Here is a 20,077-nt window from a genome sequence, read left to right on the forward strand (position 1 = left end):
TTCTTATAATAAAGTGTATATAAATTTTCCACCTATCATTGCTATTATAAAACTTATAAAAGTCCCAATAATAAAATATTCTGCAAAGCTTTCATCTTCAAGTTTTTTAAACCTTGCTATAGATTTAGTAGCTAATACAAATCCTATTAGAGGGGCCTGGTTTATGGCCATTATCAGTAATATAAAGGATCTTTCTAATATTCCAATTATAAGTCCACCATTTTCAGCACCTGTATTATCATTTTTTATAGGTATATATATGTTATTTTTTCTTGCCTTTATATATTTTTTACTTGTTAAGCTTCTTATTAGCACTTTAATAAATATTCCTGTTACATTTGTACAAATTAATATTATTAAAACAATAGCTAAAAATCTATCCATAGATGTAAAACTTGTCCTATAATTTAATAATTTTATTAATCCTTCTTTAAAATTCATGTCTTCACATAAAATAAAAACATTAACGATGACCAATAAATGCAAAAACTGATCTAATAAAAAAATTATTACATCCTCTTTCAACCATGATTTCTTTAATATTAAACCTGACTTTAAACAATCTATAATAAAATGAAATATAGTAATAATAAGTATACATCTATTTAAAATTTCTAATGGTTGTCCATTTGCTAAATAAAACCCCAAAAGAAATAAATTCATACCTAAAAAATGAAAAAAGCTATGAATAAAATTACCTTTTAATATAGATTTAATTGAATTATCTTTTGGGAATCTTAATTTTAGTATATTATTATGTTGAAAAATAAAATCAAAAGTAATATGTGAAATTAAATAAACTAAAAATAAACTAAAATACATTACTACTCCTTTCAATTATTTTTATATATGTTGTTAATAATAACCTTATGATTCTTGTATTATGTACAGTCAAAAAATAACTACAAGAATTTAATCTTTGAGATATGTTAGATTTAGACAAATTACCATCTGTAGAAATCATATTATTGTATGATCCATGTTTTTCATACAAATCTATTAATTCTCTTTGCTTTTCTGTAAACTTACTTTCTATAGTTTCATTATTTTCAATAATTGAATTTATAACTTGATTTAAAGTTATATTATCATCATATTCAGAAGTAACAGCTATTTCATCTAAAATAAATTTATTATATAAATCAATTGGTAAATCTACACCTTTGAAAAATACTCTATTATGCTTTGACTTAATATTCTGACCATAAAACCCTTTAGTTTTTTTAGCTATATTTATAGCTTCTCTACCATTTATAAAAACTTCTCCATCCATCTCTCTAGTGTCCTTTGAAAGATTAGTTGATATTTGACCTATCCCTATGCCACAGTATACTTGTATATTTTTTCTTAATAAATATCTTTGAATTTCTTTAAAAATATCATAACTTTTCTCTGGTGAGCTAGAAACAATTTGCCATTCATCACCTAATGTAAATGTTATTGGTGCAACTAATATTTTAGAATATTTTTTACTCAAAGTTTTTAAATATATTTTTAGTTCCTCTTGAAAATTAGCCCTATCTTTTATTTTTCTAGAGCTTACAATGTCCATATTTATTACACTATACATACTTAAAGCGTTCTGCTACTTAAAATCTAGATAAATACACCTATATAGAGATTATTTCTATTTCTTTACGGATAAGTTTATTATAAAACACTCCCTAGCTTTTAAATTCTATATTAATCTTGGTTGCAAATATCTAATTATTTTTATGATAACTTGAAGGTTCTAATTGTAGCAGCTCCTCCCTTCTCTATTCTTAAATTTTCTCATAATAATAGTCTTTTATAGTCCTTTTTAAAATTAAAACTTCTAACTTATAATTTTAAACTCAGAATACCATTTAAAAATATTTATATTTATATAAATTCTATTTATATTTAAATACTCCTTTATATATTAAAAGACTATATCTATTATTGCCCATATTCCATATTTATATAAAACTTTCCATATAAAAAGAAAAAATTAAACTAATAACAAATATAAAGTGGAAAATACTCTTTAAAAATAGTATACTTCCACTTTATATTTATTATGTATTAATTTATTTACAATATGTATCATACCAATTTCCGAATTTTTTTATACAAGTATCATCTTTCGAGTTAGTATCATATCTTAAGAAGTCTTCTTCATCAAATTCAGCTAAAGTCTTTAAAAATCCTTTCGGTTTAAATATATACCAAAGATTTGACCACTTTTCATTATTTTCATTTTCTCTTATGCTATGAGCTAAAGTTCCATGGTCATTACTTTCAAAAAATTCCATATTCTCACCATCGTAATATGCAAGACAAGATTTAAAAGTACACTTTCTATTTTCCACCTTGTCCATTAATTTTAAAAGTCCTTCTATACCTATAGTTTCTAGCATATGATTTACATAAGCTTTAGGGAATCCATTTAACGCTTCTACAAAAAAACCAGAATCTAGTGCTATACAAGGCTTTTTTACAATTTTATACGCTTGTAAAACCTTTTGTTTTGCAATTTCTTTTATATCGTCACCTCTAGGTTCTATAAGTTCTGCATTATATGGTAACACTTCAATGTTTTTTAATTCTCTTTGTGCTGAAGCAATCTTGCCTTTATTAGTTGTTACAAAAATAATTTCTTTCATCATCCCCTATATCCTCCTCACATAAAAAATATTATCATATTTAAAATATTATAACATATATACTATTACAACTACATTTTATATGTCGTACCATGTAATTAAATGTTAAAATATATATATTTTTAGTAATTATACACTAAAAATACACTTATTAATAGATTAAATAAGTAAAAAAATAAATTTTATTCTAATATTTAATACAAAAAGAAAATATAAAAATATAAAGTTACTATTTAAGTTATACTATTAAAATTTTTATTTCAACTTATAACACTATTTTTTTATTATATTTTAATAATTTCACAACCTTATTTACAAATAATACTGCAATTAGTTTATCAAAATAATCTGTAATAAATTGAACTAAAAAAACACTTAAAATACTACCTAATCCTAGTTTTCTAAGTAATGCTATTATATAACTAGACCCTGAAGAAGTAAAACCTCCAAATATAAAAGCTGTTAAAATCGCACCTATGCTACTTATAAATATAGTAGCAAAAAATACTGAGAAAAGAATTTTCCATCCTTCTAGGAACTTCTTTTTAAACATAACTCCTAATATTAACCCTGTAAATATTTGAACTGGAGAAAACCACAAAGAATATATATCAAAAGTTAACCCACTAACTACACTACTAAAAAACCCAGTTATTATACCAAAATAAGGCCCTAATATAAAACTTATAAATACAGTTCCTATAGAATCTAGATATATTGGAAGTTTCAAATTAAATGCTACAAATGCTCCTGCTATATTAAGAGCTATTGCTACACCAATTATAGCTATTTTAAATGTATCTGATTTATCCATATTTTTTAACTCCTAACCACTATATTTTTCATTATTTAAAATTAAATTTATTTCACTTTTTTTATGTGGTAAAATTCTAGTTAAAAATTCTTTCATAAACATATTAGAATCTACACTTGTTAAAATATTACAATTAGCTTTTAATTTATAAAAATTTTCACTATCAATTACGGTTTGACCTATAGCTATCCCTTCAGTCACAACATCCATATATGCTGAAAATCCTTTACATAAAGACCTATTGATAAAATATAAAACTGCTAAAGGATCATTTATTACACAACCTAATATTTTTTCTTGTTTCCAATGAAAATCAACGTAAAATCTTGTTATCTTAACAATAAAATCTGCTTTTTTATCATTAAGCTGATTCAAAAGTTCTATATAATTCGGAGTCAAAACACATTCTCTTGTTACATCAAGACCTACCATATGAAAAGGTACTTGTGAGTTTTTCATAATATATTTAACACTATGTGGATCTACCCAATAATTAAATTCTGCTACTGGTGAACAGTTACCATGACTTTTAAAAGTTCCCCCCATAGATACAATTTCAACTATTTTATTAAAGGTATTAGGACTTTTTTTTAATACTTCAGCAAGATTTGTAAGTGGTCCTAATGCTATTATTGATATGTCTTTTTCTTTATTTAATATATCTATTATATAATTCACAGCATCTTTTTTTACTATACCTTCATTTATATCTTCAAAAAAGTTTTCACCAATTCCATCTACTCCATGGGTATCCTCTGCTACAACAAGTTCTCTTTTAAATGGTTTTCCATCGCCTATGTATATAGGTATATCTAATCGTCCCATTATTTTAAGTGCTTGAAGTGCATTCTTAAAACCTTTATTTACATGAACATTGCCAGATACTATAGTAAGAGCTTTAACATCTAACTCTTTACTTGAAAGTGCAACCATTATTGCTAAAGTATCATCTATTCCTGGATCACAATCTATTATCACTTTTCTTTTATTCATTTTATTTTTCCTTTCTTTAGGTATTAAATATAATTTACTTATAAAATATCTTATGGTAATAAAAAAAGAGCAGGATTCTCCTACTCTAAAAAAACTAAACTATAAAATATATAATATAGCAAAAAAATATAAAGCCACACCTAAATTAGGGTGACCTTCACAATCTAAGTACATATATTATATAACTAAAACTTAATTTAACAAAAAATATAAATTTTAATTACTTTTATAAGTTTGCCTAGTTTTTTATAGAGGGATGGTCAAAACGAACCTCTTTTATAGTTATCACTATAAACATATTCAATTTATTCTATTTGAAGTATATAATAAATATTTATAAAATTCAAGTGCATATATTTCTCTATTTAAATATATTTATATTGTTTATATATTCCCAATTACCTACATATCCACTGTTTTTAGCCCCTAACTGAAAGTGTAGCATAGATATTCCAAGATCTATTTTTTCATACCCATGTTTTTGCCCATCTATAAATGCTTTTATAATTCCTTTGGAATATTCATATTTCCAAGGCTGTTTATTTATAGCAGATGGTGCTTTTCTTACCGCTTCTATACCATTTTTAACCCAATTAGGAACTTCTTTTTCATTGCAACTTAAAATTTCATTTGAAGATTTCCTATTTTTACTAAAAGATGATAATAATTTCTCTTTTATTCCTTTCTCTTCTTTTACATATCCTATTGAAATTACACAATAAAGTTTTTCATTTTCTTTTATATCTATTTTATTTTCAACCTCCTTTTTATCATAGGTTCCACCAATCCAACAAGTACCTATTCCTAAAGAAGTACATTCTAAAACTAGAGCTTCTCCAAAATATCCTATTTTACTTTCAACATTAATAATATTTTCTTCTCCAACAAGTGCAATAAAAGATTTTACCCCACTTATCATTCCATAAGATTTCTTTATTCCTTTAAAAGGCTTTTCTCCATCTTTTATAAGCTGAATATTCAAAGATGATTCTTTATTAATTTTATCTATAAGACTTGAAATTTTGTTTAAATAATCTAAATTTAAGTCTTTATCTATATAAGTTCTTCTTGATGTTCTTTTATCAATGCTTTTATACCACTGAGTTTTTAGTTCCATGTAAACACCTTCCAAATTTAATTTATCTTTCTTAATATATTGCAGTTTAGTTTTTTTCATTCAAATTTATAAAATAACTATAGGTATGCACTCTATAACTTAAATTTATACATCAAATTTTTGTTATCAGTTGAGAAAAACCCCACAACTGTTCACTATTAACCCTTAATTAAAATAATATGTTAGTTATTGATAAAATATTAATTTGAGTTTTCTCATTTGATAAATGAATAACTTTAAAGCTATTTTGACATAAACAACTTTAAAAAATATCCTTTTTTTATCTTATTACAAATTCTACATTCAAATATACTATAATATAAATAATAATCACCTTTTGAGTTTCTTACGTGTATTTTTTTATCTAAAAATATTTCCTTAAGATTATAATCATGTTTATGATTAGCATTCTTATTTTTCATAAAATCCTCACTATAATTACATTTAAGTGTTATTTAACAACTTTTACTTCTAAAATTTCCCCATAAGCATATTTTTTTAAAAAATCTATACTATTACTTATATAATCTTGTAAATTTTTTTCACCATTAAATGAAATTATATTCATTAATATGCATTTTGTATCTTTTGTTATCATAGCTCTTATGGAATCTGAAGTAGCACTTCCAAATTTACCTTTTTCATCTTGGAAAACTGGCATATTTTCTAAATTTATAGAGCCTCTTCCTATACCCTCATAAGTTTCGCCAGGTTTTCCTACTGTAAAACATATATCTTCACCTATTTTTTCTAAATCATATGTTCCAACTGAATTAAGACTTTTTAAGGATATTAAATTATTTATATCTACTATAGTATTAACCTTATAAAGATCCAATCCCTTTACTAACCTTCTAACCAAAGACTCTGATGAAACCCTATATTTACTTGGATCTTTTTTTAATTTTTTGTACCCATCTCTAGATGCCTTTATATTTTCAAGTTGCAAAACGTCCTTTAATTCCATTGTCCCTTGAAACTTTAAACACTCTTCATTTATTTCTTTCCATAATTTTTCGTCATACTCTGTAACTTTTACATTTGCTATGATGCATCCTAAAACTAAATTTGGGCATTTTTCCTTTAATTCTTCATCTATTCTAATCTTCATCCTTTGCAACTCCTTTTCTATAATTCTATATAACTCTATATAGTTTTATATTATCATAATTTACCATTATAAGTTATACTTATTTCATTATTAAATATACTTTTATATAATATTAAAAAGAGGAATGCTTATCTTTTTTTAACTATGTACATTCCACCTTGTTTTTTTAAATACTTTTCTAAATTAGCTGTAGCTATATTACTAAATAATATGTTCATTGAAACAACTAAAATCCAAATAATATATGTACCAATTGTGATTCTTTCAAAAACTCCAAAATATATATATTCATTGACAGCGCCAACAGCACTAATACATCCACTGATAAATATAATTAAACTTGATATCATTGAATAGATAGTTAAATGTCTAAACTTAACTATATTTTTAACACCTATCCCTATAAATAATGGAGGTAATATACTAAATATTAAAGAAAATCCTGTTACCACAACATATCTAATGCCAATAAATGTTATTTGCGATTCTCTAACATCCATAGAAATAAAAGTCATCATCATACCTACTAGAGAATTAAATAATACTAATAAAAAAGCTATTCTACATATAGTAGACTTATATTTTTTAAAATCCATAAAAGCAATAATGCTAAAAAAAGCAAGAGATGACCTATAGATTATTGTTAATTTTCCCAACCATATAAAACTATCTTGTGGTACAAAATATGGTAACTCACTTATTGCATTAGTAAGATGACTATATTCACCATCGCTTAAAACTCCCCCTACAATTACATATATAATATAACTAATTGATGCAATTACCCCTAATAAAGGATAAATCTTTTTCATTTGTAAAACCTCTTTTCCTATTTCACTTTTAAATAATCGCAGATAAAACTTATATGCTTAAACATTTTTTTTATTATTGGAGATGTATCTTTCCCATCATTTATTGCATGCGCATATTCAAAAGTTATTGCAACTAAAGCATAATTATATTCATCTGCCACAAGTGAAGTATCTATATTTTTGATTAAATTCTTTTTTATCATCATATCTAATATTTCTTTTATAAATCGTGAAGGCTCTTTTATTATAGTCTCAACCATTAATTCCTTTGCTTTTTTATTTTTAAATTGCTCTGAATATATTATTATTGCTATACTATCAAGCTTTCCATTTAAAAACTTACCATAGGTTATTACAAGATGCTTAAACAACTCCTCTGGTAACATAAAATCCATCATTCTATTTAGTTCTGGGGTAGAAGGCCTATAATCTTTAATAGACTTAGCAAAATATTCAAATATAGATTCTATTATCTCATCTTTACTTTTATAATGATTATAAATTGAACTTTCTCTAATACCTACACCTTTTGCTATTTGTCGTATGGATACACCATTAAATCCCTTTTTAGAAAATAATTCTATGGATTTTGCAAAAATTTTTTCTTTAGTACTTAATTTCTCATTTTCCATTTTTAATCACCTTTTCTTAACATTTAACTAACACTTGTTCGTTTTCTTAAACATTATACTAACATTCACTAGTAAATACAATGTGTTTCTTTATAGTACTTAATATAGAAATAAAAAAAATCATATTAAAATTTTAATTTCATTTTAATATGATTATAGGGTTCAAAGTTGACCCTTTAAATTTATTCATTCCAAAACTTGGATACCCCTTTTAAACTATATAATAAAAAAATTCATCTAATAATTATATTAAGTTAGTTTTAAATTTAAAATTCTATTTTAAATCTAATGATTTTGCCCATTTTTTTGCTTTACTAATAGATTCACCTGTATCCTTTTTTAAAGGTTCTAAAAACTCTACATATCCTTTAAATTTATTGTTTGGTAATTGTTTTTCTAAATCCTTATAACATTTTGATATACCGCCACCACCATGACATACAAATACTGCTATATTTTTATTTTCTATTTCATTAGTTTCTATAAAAGTTTTTATTGGCGGTGAGAAAGTTCCTACCCAAATAGGCGTTCCAATAAGTATATTATCATATTTATCAAGGTCTACATCCAACGGTAAAAGCTCTGGTTTTTCTTTAAACAAAACACTTTTACCACCCCACAAGAATTTTTTAAATCCTGAAGTAGGATATTGTTTTTTGGATTTTAACTCTAGTAATTCACAATCAAGTTCATCACTAATAGCCTTAGCTATTGTTTTTGTATTATTTTCTAATGAAAAAAACACTACTAAACTTTTCATTAATACACACCTTCTCTTCCTAGTATATAATACTAAATTATAGGCTAATACTTGGGGTTTAAACACTATACTTTTCTATTTTATTTAAAATGTTTTAAAACCCATTTTGTAATAATTTCTACTAATTTGTCATAATGATTAATAAAACTATGATTTTCTCCATGGATAACTACAATATCACTATTTTTTAAGTAATTCATTGCATTTTTAGACCTTTTACACAATTGAACTTCTTCATCATCATTATCCCCATGAATTATAATAACTGGACAAGTTATATTTTCAAGTAATTTTTCTTGATTTATTCTTTCAAAATCTAATAACATACTATTATCTACAACTACAGATTTTCTTTGAATTTCATTAACATTTTCAATAAAATAGCCTTTATTATTTAAATCATTAAGTTGATTTTCATCTAAGTATTCTTCCCAATTATAGTTCATACTATCTGTTAATGCTCCACTTAAAGCAATAGCACTAATATCCTTATTATAACTTAATAAACTTATATAACTTCCAAAACTATGTCCATAAAGTGCAATTTTCTTATATCCTTTAGACTTTATAAATTTTATTGCACTTTTTAAATCATCTATTCTTTTTTCTGTTGTACATATATCATTATCACTTTCCCCACATCCACTAAAATCAAAAGTTAAAATATCATAGCCACAATTATTAAGTGCTTTTGCTAAAAGCGGAAACCTTCCTTTAGAATCTTTATTAGATATCCATCCATGGGAAAAAATTATGATTAAATCACTATCTACTGAATAAAGATTTCCTACTAAATTTAATCCTCTGGAATTTTCAAACTCTACTTTTATCATAAATTTTCCTCTTTTATCTCTATATTTCTTTCCCTGAAACTATATTTTGAAATTCTACATTATTAAAAATATCTTTATTTAAATCATATTCAATATGATTAATTAATATTTTACCATTTTCAAAAATAACTAATTCATTAATTTTATCTTTGTCAATTTTAAAACTTATATGATATTTTTTATATCTCCATCAACGCCTTTCCAAAAGCTTCTATTTACCTTCTGTTTGCACAAATAATTATAAAACTTAGTTACCTCTAATGTATTAGTTATTTTATAATCTTTCTTTTTAAATCCTTGTGAATATACTATTTTTACCTCGTTAAATTTAGAAATATATTTTTCAAGTTTAACATCATGATTATATTTATATACTATTGATAGAAAATATATAGTAAATAAAATTATACCATTAAATATTTTTTATTTCTATTCATTATTATAATCTCCTTTAAAACAGTTCCATTACTTATATTCTATAGCATTATTTGAAAACCTTTTATCTAAATGTATAAACAAAAATCTTTATAATAATGCATATTCTGGCATATATTTCTATATAGGTATATACTATAGATATACCTATTACTAATTTTTATAATAAAGTTTAGTATGGTAAATGATAAAAGGTAGGTCTTTATTGTGGTTAATAATACAAATAATATTACTCTTGCAAAAATTAATAATACTTTTGCAAATGAACTTGTTAAAATATTAAATACAGATAATAAATTACAGGATTCTTTAGGTGCAAAAAAAAGCAATATATCTCATAATGAATTTATTATCTATAACAATCACTGGTCCAAAGTTAATAATGCAGAGATATTTGCCATTTTATATAAAGAAATTGCCATTGGAACAATCTCTTTAAGTCATCAAAATATAAAACTTAAAAAAGCTGAAATTGGTTATTGGATTAGCAGTAAATATTGGAAGAAAGGATATACAACTGAAGCTTTTTCTCAAATTTTAAATTATGCAAAATCAAAAGGAATAAAACACTTATCTTCTAAAATAAAAAAAGATAATATACCATCTAGAAAAATTTGGATAAATAAAGGTTCAAAAATAGAATTAATAGATGATTACTTTTTTGTTTCTATGATGCTATAATTTATGCGTACTTTCATTTAATACTTATTTTTATCCTTTTTATTTAACATTAAATTATTACATATAAAATATATTTAACATATGTTATAAGAAACAAGCTCCAATTTAAATTTATTCAATAACTTTAAATTATTTATATACGAGATGCAGTGTTGAATTCTATGTGATTCGGAGCATGTCTCACTATTTTAGTTATCCAAGTTTTGGAATGGATAATTTTTAAAATCAACTTGGAATCCTATATAAAGTTTATTCATCAAATCTTTGTTATCAGTTGATAAAAATAAGTAGCACTATAGTTAACTAAAATAAGCTGTTAACTATCTATAAAATATTATACAAATTTAAAAGCTATATAAAAACAGTATCCTTGTTTTTATATAGCTTTTATTTTTATTTATTCTTTTAAAATATACTTTTAGCTCTATCTAATATTCCATTTAAATAGGCTATTAAAACCCCATAATTAGTTATCGGTACATTTTTTTCCTTACATAATCTAACTCTATTTAACACTGTTTTTCTATTAATCATACACGCACCACAATGTATAATTAAATCATATTTTTCTATATCCTCTGGAAAATCATGACCTACTCTATACTCATAAGTTAAGTTAAACCCAACATGTTTATTAAGAAATTTAGGAATTTTTACTCTTCCTATATCCTCATGAGAAACATTGTGTGAACAACTTTCACAAATAAGTATTTTAGAATTCTCATTTAAATCCTCAACTTTATTTGCCCCATATAAAAACTCTTTTAAATCACCCTTTTGTCTTGCAAAAAGCATTGAAAAGCTCGTTAAATTAATATTCTTTGGAACAATTTTATCAACTTTTTTAAAAGCTTGAGAATCAGTAATCACTAAGTCAACGTCCTTAACATCTTTAAGGGCGGATTCAAGTTCTGTATCTCTTACCACATAACTTTTTATGCCATTATCTAAACAATCTCTTATACACTGAACTTGAGGTAATATAAGTCTTCCTTTTGGTGCTTCACTATCAATTGGTACTACAAGAATAACCTTACTATTATAAGGAAGTAAATCCCCAATTATAGGCAAATCTTCTTCAGTTTCTCCTACTTTTTTTATTAAAACATCAATTAAATTATTGTAGCCTTCTTTAGTTTCACTTGATATAAATACAGCTTCTTTAAACTTATCTTTTAATAAAAATAAATTTTCTTCACTTATAATATCTATTTTATTAAACACTAATATGTGTGGTATATTAAATCTTTTAAACTCACTTTTCATTTTGTCATAATAGGTTAAATCTATATCATTTACATCCATAACATATATAGCAATATCTGTTCTTTTTAATATTTCTAAAGTTTTATTTACTCTTAATTTTCCAAGTTCACTTATATCATCAATACCTGCAGTATCAATAAAAACTACAGGTCCTACAGGAATTAACTCCATAGGTTTTAATACAGGGTCTGTGGTTGTTCCTTTTGTTTCTGATACTAAAGCAACCTTTGAGTTGAAAAATCTATTCATTAATGAGGATTTACCTGCATTAGCTTTTCCATATATAGCTATATGTTTTCTATTACTATTTGGTGTAGTATTCATATAAACCTCTCTTTAGATATAAAGATCTCTTTTTCCTTCTTTTAATTTTTTAATATTTTCTTTTACAAGTTCTCTTATATCTTCTCTTTTTATATATTTTAAGTTATCTATTATAGTTTTTTCTGCTTTTTCAATAAACTTATCATCACCATAATCTAATGCATATTCCATTAATGTAGTCATGGCATTAGGCTCACATACATTTTGAATTTGTCCTGATTTGGCAAGACTCATAAACCTTTCCCCAGTTCTTCCCTTTCTATAGCAAGCAGTGCAATAGCTTGGAATATAACCGTCATCTAATAATTCATTTAAAACTTCTATAGGACTTCTATTATCTGAAACAGTAAACTGATCTACATTGTTACCATCCTCTTGCTCTTTGTATCCACCAACACCAGTTATAGAGCCTGCACTAACTTGTGATACCCCATATTTTAAAAGTTCTTTTCTCATATTAGCACTTTCTCTAGTAGAAAGAATTATTCCTGTAAAAGGTACAGCTATTCTTATTATAGTAACTATTTTTTTGAAGGTTTCATCATCTACTAAATTAGGAAAGTTTTCTAAAGTCATACCTTCAGCTTTTTTAAGTCTTGGAACAGAAATTGTATGGAACCCTACATTGAATTTTTCTTCTAAATGTTCATTATGAATCATAAGTGATAATACTTCAAATTTATAATCAGCAAGTCCAAATAATACACCAGCGCCAACATCCTCTATTCCTGCTTCCATAGCTCTATCAAAAGCTGTTAAGTGATACATATAATCAGATTTTAATGAGTTTGGATGCATTGCCTCATAACTTGGTTTATGATAAGTTTCTTGAAATAATATATATGTTCCTATATTGGCATCTTTTAACTTTTTATAATTTTCTACAGTAGTTGCTGCTATATTTACATTAACTCTTCTTATCTCTCCATTACTATTTTGAGTTTTATATATTGTATCTAAACATTCAAACACATACTCAATTGGTGCATTCACTGGATCTTCTCCAAGTTCTAATGCCAATCTTTTATGACCCATTTTTTCTAAAATTCTAACTTCCTCAGCAACTTCTGCTTGAGTTAACTTTCTTCTATTAAATTTATTACATCTTTTATATCCACAATAAACACAGTTGTTTACGCAATAATCACTAACATAAAGAGGTGCAAAAAGAACTACTCTTTTTCCATAAATAGATTGTTTTATATCTCCTGCAATTTTATACATTTCCATTAATTGATTTTCATCTTCAATTTGAAGTAATATTGCTATATCTTCATGACTTAATCCTTTACGTTCTTTAGCTTTATCTAAAACCCTTTGTATATCTTCCTTTGATGCACTTTTAGCCTTTTCTAAAATACTTTCTATATAATCATGTTTTATAAACATAAAAATCCTCCATTATCAATAAACTTATTATTTTTAACTTTATTTCTTGTTATTAAAATTATAATTAGCAATTTAGTACAGTTATATTATAATACCTTACTATCGCCTCTTGATATTTCAACTTTAAATCCAATAGAATTTATTCTATCCTCTATCTCTTTTTTACATTCTGCAGCTTCATCACCACTTGATACTTTACCATTATAAAGTGCATATTTTTCTCGCACCTTATTAGGTGATAAATTTGGCATAACTACATTAGCTCCTGCTTTTATACCTTTTTCTCTACCATTTGAATCTATTGTTCCTAACGCTGTAGTTGCTGGTAATAAAACTTTTGGAACTAACAGCCTTGTCAAGGCTAACATTATTATTGTTTTTTTAGTGGTTCCACTTTTTTCATCTTTAAATATGGTGTCTTTATGAGGAATAAATGGCCCTATTCCACACATATGTGGTGTAAGTTTTTTTATAAATAATAAATCTTTAACTAAATCTTCATTAGTTTGACCTGGTATTCCTACCATAAATCCAGCACCAATTTGGTATCCAAGTTCTTTTAAATTCAACAAACATTGTACTCTATTTTCAAAACTACTATTAGGATGAAGACTTTCATAAAGATTTTTATTAGCAGTTTCATGTCTTAACAAATATCTATCTACACCTGCTTTTTTTATATCTTTATATGACTTATAACTTCTTTCTCCAATAGATAAAGTTACAGCACAATCTGGACACTTCTTTTTTATACTCTGAACAATATCTATTATTTTCTCATCAGTAAAATATGGATCTTCTCCACCTTGTAATACAAAGGTTTTATATCCTAATTTATCTCCTTTTTCTACACACTCTAAAATCTCATCTTTAGTTAACCTATATCTCTGAGCATTTTTATTACATGCCCTTATTCCACAATATATACAGTTTCTACTGCAGTAATTAGTAAATTCTATAAGTCCTCTTATGTACACACTGTTATTATAATTGTGTATAGCTGTTTTATGAGCTAGTTCTATAAGATAGTTAATCCCTTCTTCATCTAAATTGTTTAGTAAATATAAAAGTTCCTCTTCATTTAAATTATTAGTACTATATAATTTGTCTAAAAGTTTTTTTATAGCCATGTTTCCTCCATAAAATTTAATTAGGCATGTGAAAAGAAATAATAGACCAAAGATTTGAAGCATATTTGTCATGAGACAATGAGATGAAATCTAGGCATAGTGCTGCTATGTCTGGATTTTACCGACGAAGTATTCGTGGCAAATAGTGGAGAATAATGGCCTATTATTTATTTGATTATGCCTTATATTTCAACTTTAGAAATTGACGTCTTGACGGTAACTCCTTCTATATTTCCAAGCTTACCAGTAAGACTATTTATCTCATTCAACTCACCTGTAACAACTATAGATATAACTGAAATTCCCTCTTCAAAAGGTATACCCATCCTACCTTTTATACTTCCTCTAAATTTTGTGATAACTTCATTAAACTCATTTTGACAACTAATTGGCTCTTCAAGTATTGCACTTATAACAGCTATTTTTTTCATATATAATTCCTCCATAAATTTAAGACATAATCAAATAAATAATAAGTCAGCATTCTTACTTATTTGTTACGAATACTTCATGGATAAAATCTAGATATAGCCACACTATAATCTAGTTCCATCTTCTTATCTTGTAACAAATATGTTTCGAATTTTTTATTTCTATTTTTAATATGCCTAATATATTAAAACAAAACTCAAAAAGACTAGTCTTCTAAAAGAAAACTAGTCATATAAATATACACCTTATATACACCCCATATAATATGATTTTAAATCTATTATATTATAATGGAGCTACAAATAAATTGCTCAATTTTTATATAGTTTTAAATTAAAAACTATATATTTTTAAGCAATATGTATTCTTATAAAACCATTAACAAATGATTTTATACATTCTATATTTATATCATTACTTCTCTTTCAGATTAGATTTTCTCTTTTCTGTCAGACATCATTTTATAAAGTATAAAAAATTGAAACTCTACTTATTACATTAGAATTTTATAATACAATTAAATATATTTAAACAAAAAAATAAAGAATTCTCTTTATTTAAATGAATAATAAATACAACTATATAATACTGCTATTTAGAAAGATTTGTCAATACAAATTAGGTCATAATCAACTCTTTTACTTATTCTTTCTTTTATATGCCTTATTCCACTTGTTTTAAAAGTCTACGAACTACATCATTTACTTTCACCTCTGGAAGTTCATAGTCTGCTATAACTAATACTAATTTAATATCATTACTTGATGGGTCCCATTTATAAGCTTTTATATCTAAAACTGAATCTTCACCTACTAATTCTTCTAAATCTAAAGCCAAATCCTCAGCTACTGTAAGATACTCATCAAATAATTCATCTTCACTTAATTCTTTTGGATTAAAACCTGCTTCTATTATCATCTCATTTAATATATCTATGCTAACACTTAAATTATATGCTAATATATCTTCTCTTTTTGACCCCTTACACATGTCTTTTACAACCTTAAAATCTGTTTCACTTTCAATTTTATTTTTAAATTCTTTGCTATCTACAGCTTCATTTCCTAAAACTACGTACATATATTTCCTCCTAAAATTATATTTTAAGTTTGTTTTTATCTTTTATATAAGACCTCAATTTTTAATTCATTATCTAACCTAAAATATTTATTATTTTTATTGATAATAAAAGACTTACATAATTTTAAATACAAACTTTAAATCCTAGATTCTTATTTTAAGCTAAAATAAAAATCTCTATGTATAAATTAATATTTGCACCTATATTCCTATACATCTTTATACTTTACAAATTATTGTATTAAAAGTCAATTATAAATAAAAACTTTAAATTTTACTATTATATTTATTTCACAAAATAACTTATATTTTTATAAATATATAGGAAAATACGCTCCAATTTAAATTTATTCAATAACTTTAAAATATTTTCATACAAGATATAGTGTTGAATTCTAAATGATTCGTAACATGTCTCACTATTTTGAGTATCTAAGTTTCGGAATATATAATTTTAAAAATAATCTTGGCATCCTATATATTATGCTGTAAATTTTTGAATTTAAGTGATAAAATTTTTATAACTTATTATGAAAGGGAGTGTTATTATGTGTACTAAAAATTATGAAAAAGCTATATTTGCTGGTGGATGTTTTTGGTGTATGGTATCACCTTTTGATATTTTAGATGGAATCATAAAAGTTACCTCTGGATATATCGGAGGCACCTTAGATAATCCAACTTATAAAGATGTAAAAAGTCAAAGTTCTGGTCATTATGAAGCTATAGAAGTTATCTTCGACCCTAAAGTAATATCTTATAAAGATCTTGTAGATGTATTTTGGCGCCAAATTGACCCAACAGATGATGAAGGACAATTTCAAGATAGGGGAAATTCATATAGAGCTGCAATATTTTATTTAACTGAAGGTCAAAAGCTTATAGCTGAAGAGTCAAAAGAAAACCTTAACAATTCCAAGCGATTTGAAAAACCAGTAATAACAAGAATCTTGCCTGCTACTACGTTTTATAATGCTGAGGAATATCATCAAAATTTTTATAAAAAGAACTCTAAAGAATATAAAAAAGATCGTGAAAGGTCCGGTCGTGATGAATTTATAAATAAGTATTGGGGTGACGAATATTACAATATATATGAAACCTTACCACTTAAAGATGAATAATATATAAGCTTTAACCCCCATTATAGCTTATCATTTAGTTATAATGAGGGTTTAATTATTCTATACTTTTTATACTTTCAACTATGGTTCCATTGTAAATATTTTTTAATGACATTAACGCTGCTAACAAACATATAACAATACAACTAAAGAAAACCAATATTATTGTAAATAACGAAAATTTCCATATTAAAGTAGTGTTTATAATATCTTTGCTTATAAAATGAATTATTATAGTTGTAAAAGTTCCAATTATGCATCCAGATATTGAAGATATCACTCCGTAAAATAAGCCTTCATAAATTATCATTTTCTTAACTTTTTTATTATCCAATCCTATAGAACGTAACATACTTATATCTTTTTTTCTTAAAACAACGCTCATCTTCATTACATTAACAATGTTTATTACTGTAATTATCGATATAACAACCAAAAAACCATACAATATAGCTGTTTTATTTCTATTTTTAACTTTTTCTTTTTCTAATTCTTCTTTATAATCTTTTAAAACTATTTCCTTTGAATTTCTTAATTGATTTGTTAACTTTTCTTTCACAGTTTCATAAGAGCCTTTATTGCTTAAATTAACTCTAACTTCACTATATTTTTGCTCATTTAAATATGTGCTCATAGCTTCATTACTTATAAATGGAGCAACCCTATCTAAACTTACATCAACCTTACTCCCATCAATTATTCCTACAACTTTAAACTGTACTGTATCACTTCCTAAAAAATCTCCATCTTCATTAAATTTATCGGTTTTAAATTTAACAAAATTATCAGCCTGAATATTAGTATACCCATTTTGCAAAACTATGGCATAAGGTTTATCTTTAATTTCTTTAATATCTTCAGTTTTGAAAATTGTATATTCTTCTAATACCTTTAATTCTTTTTCATCACATCCATATACATTAATAGGAAAATTATATATACCCTTTTGTAAATTTTCTCTAGAATTACTATCACCCTTTACTACAGACTCTAAAAATTTATATCCTTTTGATGTTATTGTATCCGGTGGAATTTCCATGCCACTACTTTTAACTTTACTTTTTTATCTATATATAAATTCCCCATGTTTTCTATATCTTTTATAGTTTTTTCTGTTATACCATCTTTTCCATTAGTACTATAAGAATTTAAAATAAAATCACTATTAAAAGATTTTTTAAAATCGTTTATAGGATTTATTGTTCCTATTAAATAATTTACTGTAAATAATAAAACTATTATTATATTAAAAGAAATAACAGTTGTTATAAACCTTCTTTTATTTCTAACTAAATTTAAATATGCCATATTACCTTCAAAATTTAGTTTTCTTCTTATACTTTTTTTAGGATTTAAACCTTCTTTTAACATATGACCTTTTAACTCTAAATTGTTATTAGATACTATTGCTTCTATTGGAGATATTTTTGATGCTTTTTTTGCTGGAAAATAACATCCAATTATTATAGCTAAAATTCCTATTAAAAAGGATTGAATAATACCATTTAAAGGTGCATTAAATAAGTTTAATAAATTATTGCTACTATTCCTTAATCCTATTACTATTATATTTACAAAGAAAGTTCCTATTAATATTCCTATAGGTATAAATACTATCCCCACCATAATACCTTCTAAAACAACTATAATTTTTATCTTATTTGATGATGCACCTAATGCTCTATATATTCCAAATTCCTTTATCCGCTCTGTAACCATTATATTAAATATGTTATAAATTACTATTCCTGCAACTATGGCTATAACTATAAATAAAATTTGAAAAGTAACTGTAACAAGCCTAATTGTACCACCTAAAAAATATTTACCCATATTATTTCTTACATTAATATTTCTATATTCATCTATCATTCCTATAGCAATAAATAAATCATCTAATGAATATCGATTAGAGTTTGTAGCATATGCTAGTGTTTGTACATTAATTTCGCCTAAAATTTTTCTAGCAAATTCATTAGTAATACATGCCACTCCTTTATTCTTAGCTATTAACTCATCTCTTGTAAAACTTACTTTTCCAACTAATATAAACTCCCTTTCATCTTTAAATATATTCATTCCATTTTTAGACATATACGTTGAAGAATACTCTAATTTAATTTTATCTCCTATTTTATAACTTATAGGAAATTGTTCTAATACCCAATCTTGTATTGCTATCTCACTATCATTCTTAGGATATCTTCCTTCTATTAAATTAAAATTTAATAATTCCTCTAAATTATCATCATATCCACTTATTTGTAACTCAGTTTTAGAGTTAGGCATTTTATAAACTCCAACATCATTTACTAATGTAACCTTGCCAAAAAGAGGATCATTTTTAAATTTGCTTATATCTTTATAATCATTAGATGCTCCTTGAATATCATATACTCCACCTGAAAAATTTATCACTTCATTATTTAATTCTTTTATAGTTAAATCTTTTATAATACTTAAAGCCATAACCAATGAAACAGCTAATATTATAGAAACCCCTATAATAAAATTTCG

Annotated in this window: 21 protein-coding genes and 1 riboswitch; of the genes, 2 read left to right on the top strand and 19 right to left on the bottom strand. The window is 24.9% G+C overall.

What is annotated here, in order from left to right; genetic code table 11:
• Positions 1–3 precede the first annotated feature (3 nt).
• From CSGHG_RS15770 to CSGHG_RS15825, 12 genes are all read right to left on the bottom strand, one after another.
• Positions 4–822, bottom strand: coding sequence for a DUF3307 domain-containing protein (locus CSGHG_RS15770; RefSeq protein ID WP_010297404.1), 819 nt, complete (start codon positions 820–822; stop codon positions 4–6).
• Entirely contained in the window at positions 812–1,552 is a 741-nt protein-coding gene (locus tag CSGHG_RS22150; protein ID WP_162130922.1) for a SatD family protein, read from the bottom strand. The genes CSGHG_RS15770 and CSGHG_RS22150 overlap by 11 nt, the downstream gene beginning before the upstream one ends.
• Before the next feature lie 499 nt (positions 1,553–2,051).
• Positions 2,052–2,630, bottom strand: coding sequence for a non-canonical purine NTP pyrophosphatase (locus CSGHG_RS15780; RefSeq protein ID WP_010297410.1), 579 nt, complete (start codon positions 2,628–2,630; stop codon positions 2,052–2,054).
• A 262-nt stretch (positions 2,631–2,892) separates the two neighbouring features.
• Positions 2,893–3,441, bottom strand: a complete 549-nt coding sequence (locus tag CSGHG_RS15785; protein WP_010297412.1) for an ECF transporter S component — start codon at positions 3,439–3,441, stop codon at positions 2,893–2,895.
• Between the two features lie 12 nt (positions 3,442–3,453).
• Positions 3,454–4,434 (bottom strand): nucleoside hydrolase, encoded by a 981-nt coding sequence (locus CSGHG_RS15790; RefSeq protein ID WP_010297414.1) that lies wholly within the window; start codon positions 4,432–4,434, stop codon positions 3,454–3,456.
• Positions 4,435–4,666: 232 nt separating this feature from the next.
• Positions 4,667–4,714: riboswitch (PreQ1 riboswitch) on the bottom strand.
• Positions 4,715–4,795: 81 nt separating this feature from the next.
• Entirely contained in the window at positions 4,796–5,551 is a 756-nt protein-coding gene (locus tag CSGHG_RS15795) for a nitroreductase family protein (RefSeq protein WP_010297417.1), read from the bottom strand.
• Between the two features lie 242 nt (positions 5,552–5,793).
• Positions 5,794–5,973: a hypothetical protein gene (locus CSGHG_RS15800; RefSeq protein WP_026022401.1), complete on the bottom strand. Its 180-nt coding sequence runs from the start codon at positions 5,971–5,973 to the stop codon at positions 5,794–5,796.
• Between the two features lie 29 nt (positions 5,974–6,002).
• Positions 6,003–6,662 (bottom strand): B3/B4 domain-containing protein, encoded by a 660-nt coding sequence (locus tag CSGHG_RS15805; protein WP_010297421.1) that lies wholly within the window; start codon positions 6,660–6,662, stop codon positions 6,003–6,005.
• A 128-nt stretch (positions 6,663–6,790) separates the two neighbouring features.
• Complete coding sequence (locus CSGHG_RS15810) at positions 6,791–7,474, bottom strand: DUF998 domain-containing protein (RefSeq protein WP_010297425.1); 684 nt, start codon at positions 7,472–7,474, stop codon at positions 6,791–6,793.
• Positions 7,475–7,491: 17 nt separating this feature from the next.
• The gene (locus tag CSGHG_RS15815) at positions 7,492–8,106 is read right to left on the bottom strand and encodes a TetR/AcrR family transcriptional regulator (RefSeq protein ID WP_010297428.1); all 615 of its coding nucleotides are present in this window, start codon (positions 8,104–8,106) and stop codon (positions 7,492–7,494) included.
• Between the two features lie 274 nt (positions 8,107–8,380).
• Positions 8,381–8,866 (bottom strand): flavodoxin family protein, encoded by a 486-nt coding sequence (locus tag CSGHG_RS15820; RefSeq protein ID WP_010297431.1) that lies wholly within the window; start codon positions 8,864–8,866, stop codon positions 8,381–8,383.
• Between the two features lie 80 nt (positions 8,867–8,946).
• Entirely contained in the window at positions 8,947–9,699 is a 753-nt protein-coding gene (locus CSGHG_RS15825) for an alpha/beta hydrolase family protein (RefSeq protein ID WP_010297434.1), read from the bottom strand.
• 642 nt (positions 9,700–10,341) lie between these two features.
• Here CSGHG_RS15825 and CSGHG_RS15830 point away from each other — a divergent pair.
• Entirely contained in the window at positions 10,342–10,815 is a 474-nt protein-coding gene (locus tag CSGHG_RS15830; RefSeq protein ID WP_010297437.1) for a GNAT family N-acetyltransferase, read from the top strand.
• A gap of 405 nt (positions 10,816–11,220) precedes the next feature.
• Here CSGHG_RS15830 and hydF read toward each other — a convergent pair whose 3' ends face one another.
• From hydF to CSGHG_RS15860, 5 genes are all read right to left on the bottom strand, one after another.
• Entirely contained in the window at positions 11,221–12,405 is a 1,185-nt protein-coding gene (hydF, locus tag CSGHG_RS15835) for a [FeFe] hydrogenase H-cluster maturation GTPase HydF (protein WP_010297440.1), read from the bottom strand.
• Between the two features lie 12 nt (positions 12,406–12,417).
• Positions 12,418–13,794, bottom strand: a complete 1,377-nt coding sequence (hydG, locus tag CSGHG_RS15840; protein WP_010297443.1) for a [FeFe] hydrogenase H-cluster radical SAM maturase HydG — start codon at positions 13,792–13,794, stop codon at positions 12,418–12,420.
• An 86-nt stretch (positions 13,795–13,880) separates the two neighbouring features.
• Positions 13,881–14,918 carry a [FeFe] hydrogenase H-cluster radical SAM maturase HydE gene (hydE, locus tag CSGHG_RS15850; RefSeq protein ID WP_026022402.1) on the bottom strand — a complete coding sequence of 346 codons (1,038 nt, stop codon included), beginning with the start codon at positions 14,916–14,918 and terminating at the stop codon, positions 13,881–13,883.
• 188 nt (positions 14,919–15,106) lie between these two features.
• On the bottom strand, positions 15,107–15,355 hold the full coding sequence (locus CSGHG_RS15855; RefSeq protein WP_010297449.1) for a TM1266 family iron-only hydrogenase system putative regulator: 249 nt from the start codon (positions 15,353–15,355) through the stop codon (positions 15,107–15,109).
• A gap of 664 nt (positions 15,356–16,019) precedes the next feature.
• Positions 16,020–16,436: a hypothetical protein gene (locus CSGHG_RS15860; protein ID WP_010297452.1), complete on the bottom strand. Its 417-nt coding sequence runs from the start codon at positions 16,434–16,436 to the stop codon at positions 16,020–16,022.
• Between the two features lie 548 nt (positions 16,437–16,984).
• On the opposite strand from CSGHG_RS15860, the gene msrA reads away from it, so the two are divergent.
• A complete protein-coding gene (gene msrA, locus CSGHG_RS15865) occupies positions 16,985–17,560 on the top strand; it encodes a peptide-methionine (S)-S-oxide reductase MsrA (protein WP_010297455.1) in 576 nt (191 codons plus the stop codon).
• A 55-nt stretch (positions 17,561–17,615) separates the two neighbouring features.
• Here msrA and CSGHG_RS15870 read toward each other — a convergent pair whose 3' ends face one another.
• Both CSGHG_RS15870 and CSGHG_RS15875 read right to left on the bottom strand, forming a co-directional pair.
• On the bottom strand, positions 17,616–18,599 hold the full coding sequence (locus CSGHG_RS15870) for an ABC transporter permease (protein ID WP_010297458.1): 984 nt from the start codon (positions 18,597–18,599) through the stop codon (positions 17,616–17,618).
• Entirely contained in the window at positions 18,575–20,029 is a 1,455-nt protein-coding gene (locus CSGHG_RS15875; protein WP_010297461.1) for an ABC transporter permease, read from the bottom strand. The genes CSGHG_RS15870 and CSGHG_RS15875 overlap by 25 nt, the downstream gene beginning before the upstream one ends.
• Between the last annotated feature and the right edge of the window lie 48 nt (positions 20,030–20,077).

The sequence above is a fragment of the Clostridium senegalense JC122 genome, assembly GCF_000285575.1.
Taxonomy (GTDB): Bacteria; Bacillota; Clostridia; order Clostridiales; family Clostridiaceae; genus Clostridium_J; species Clostridium_J senegalense.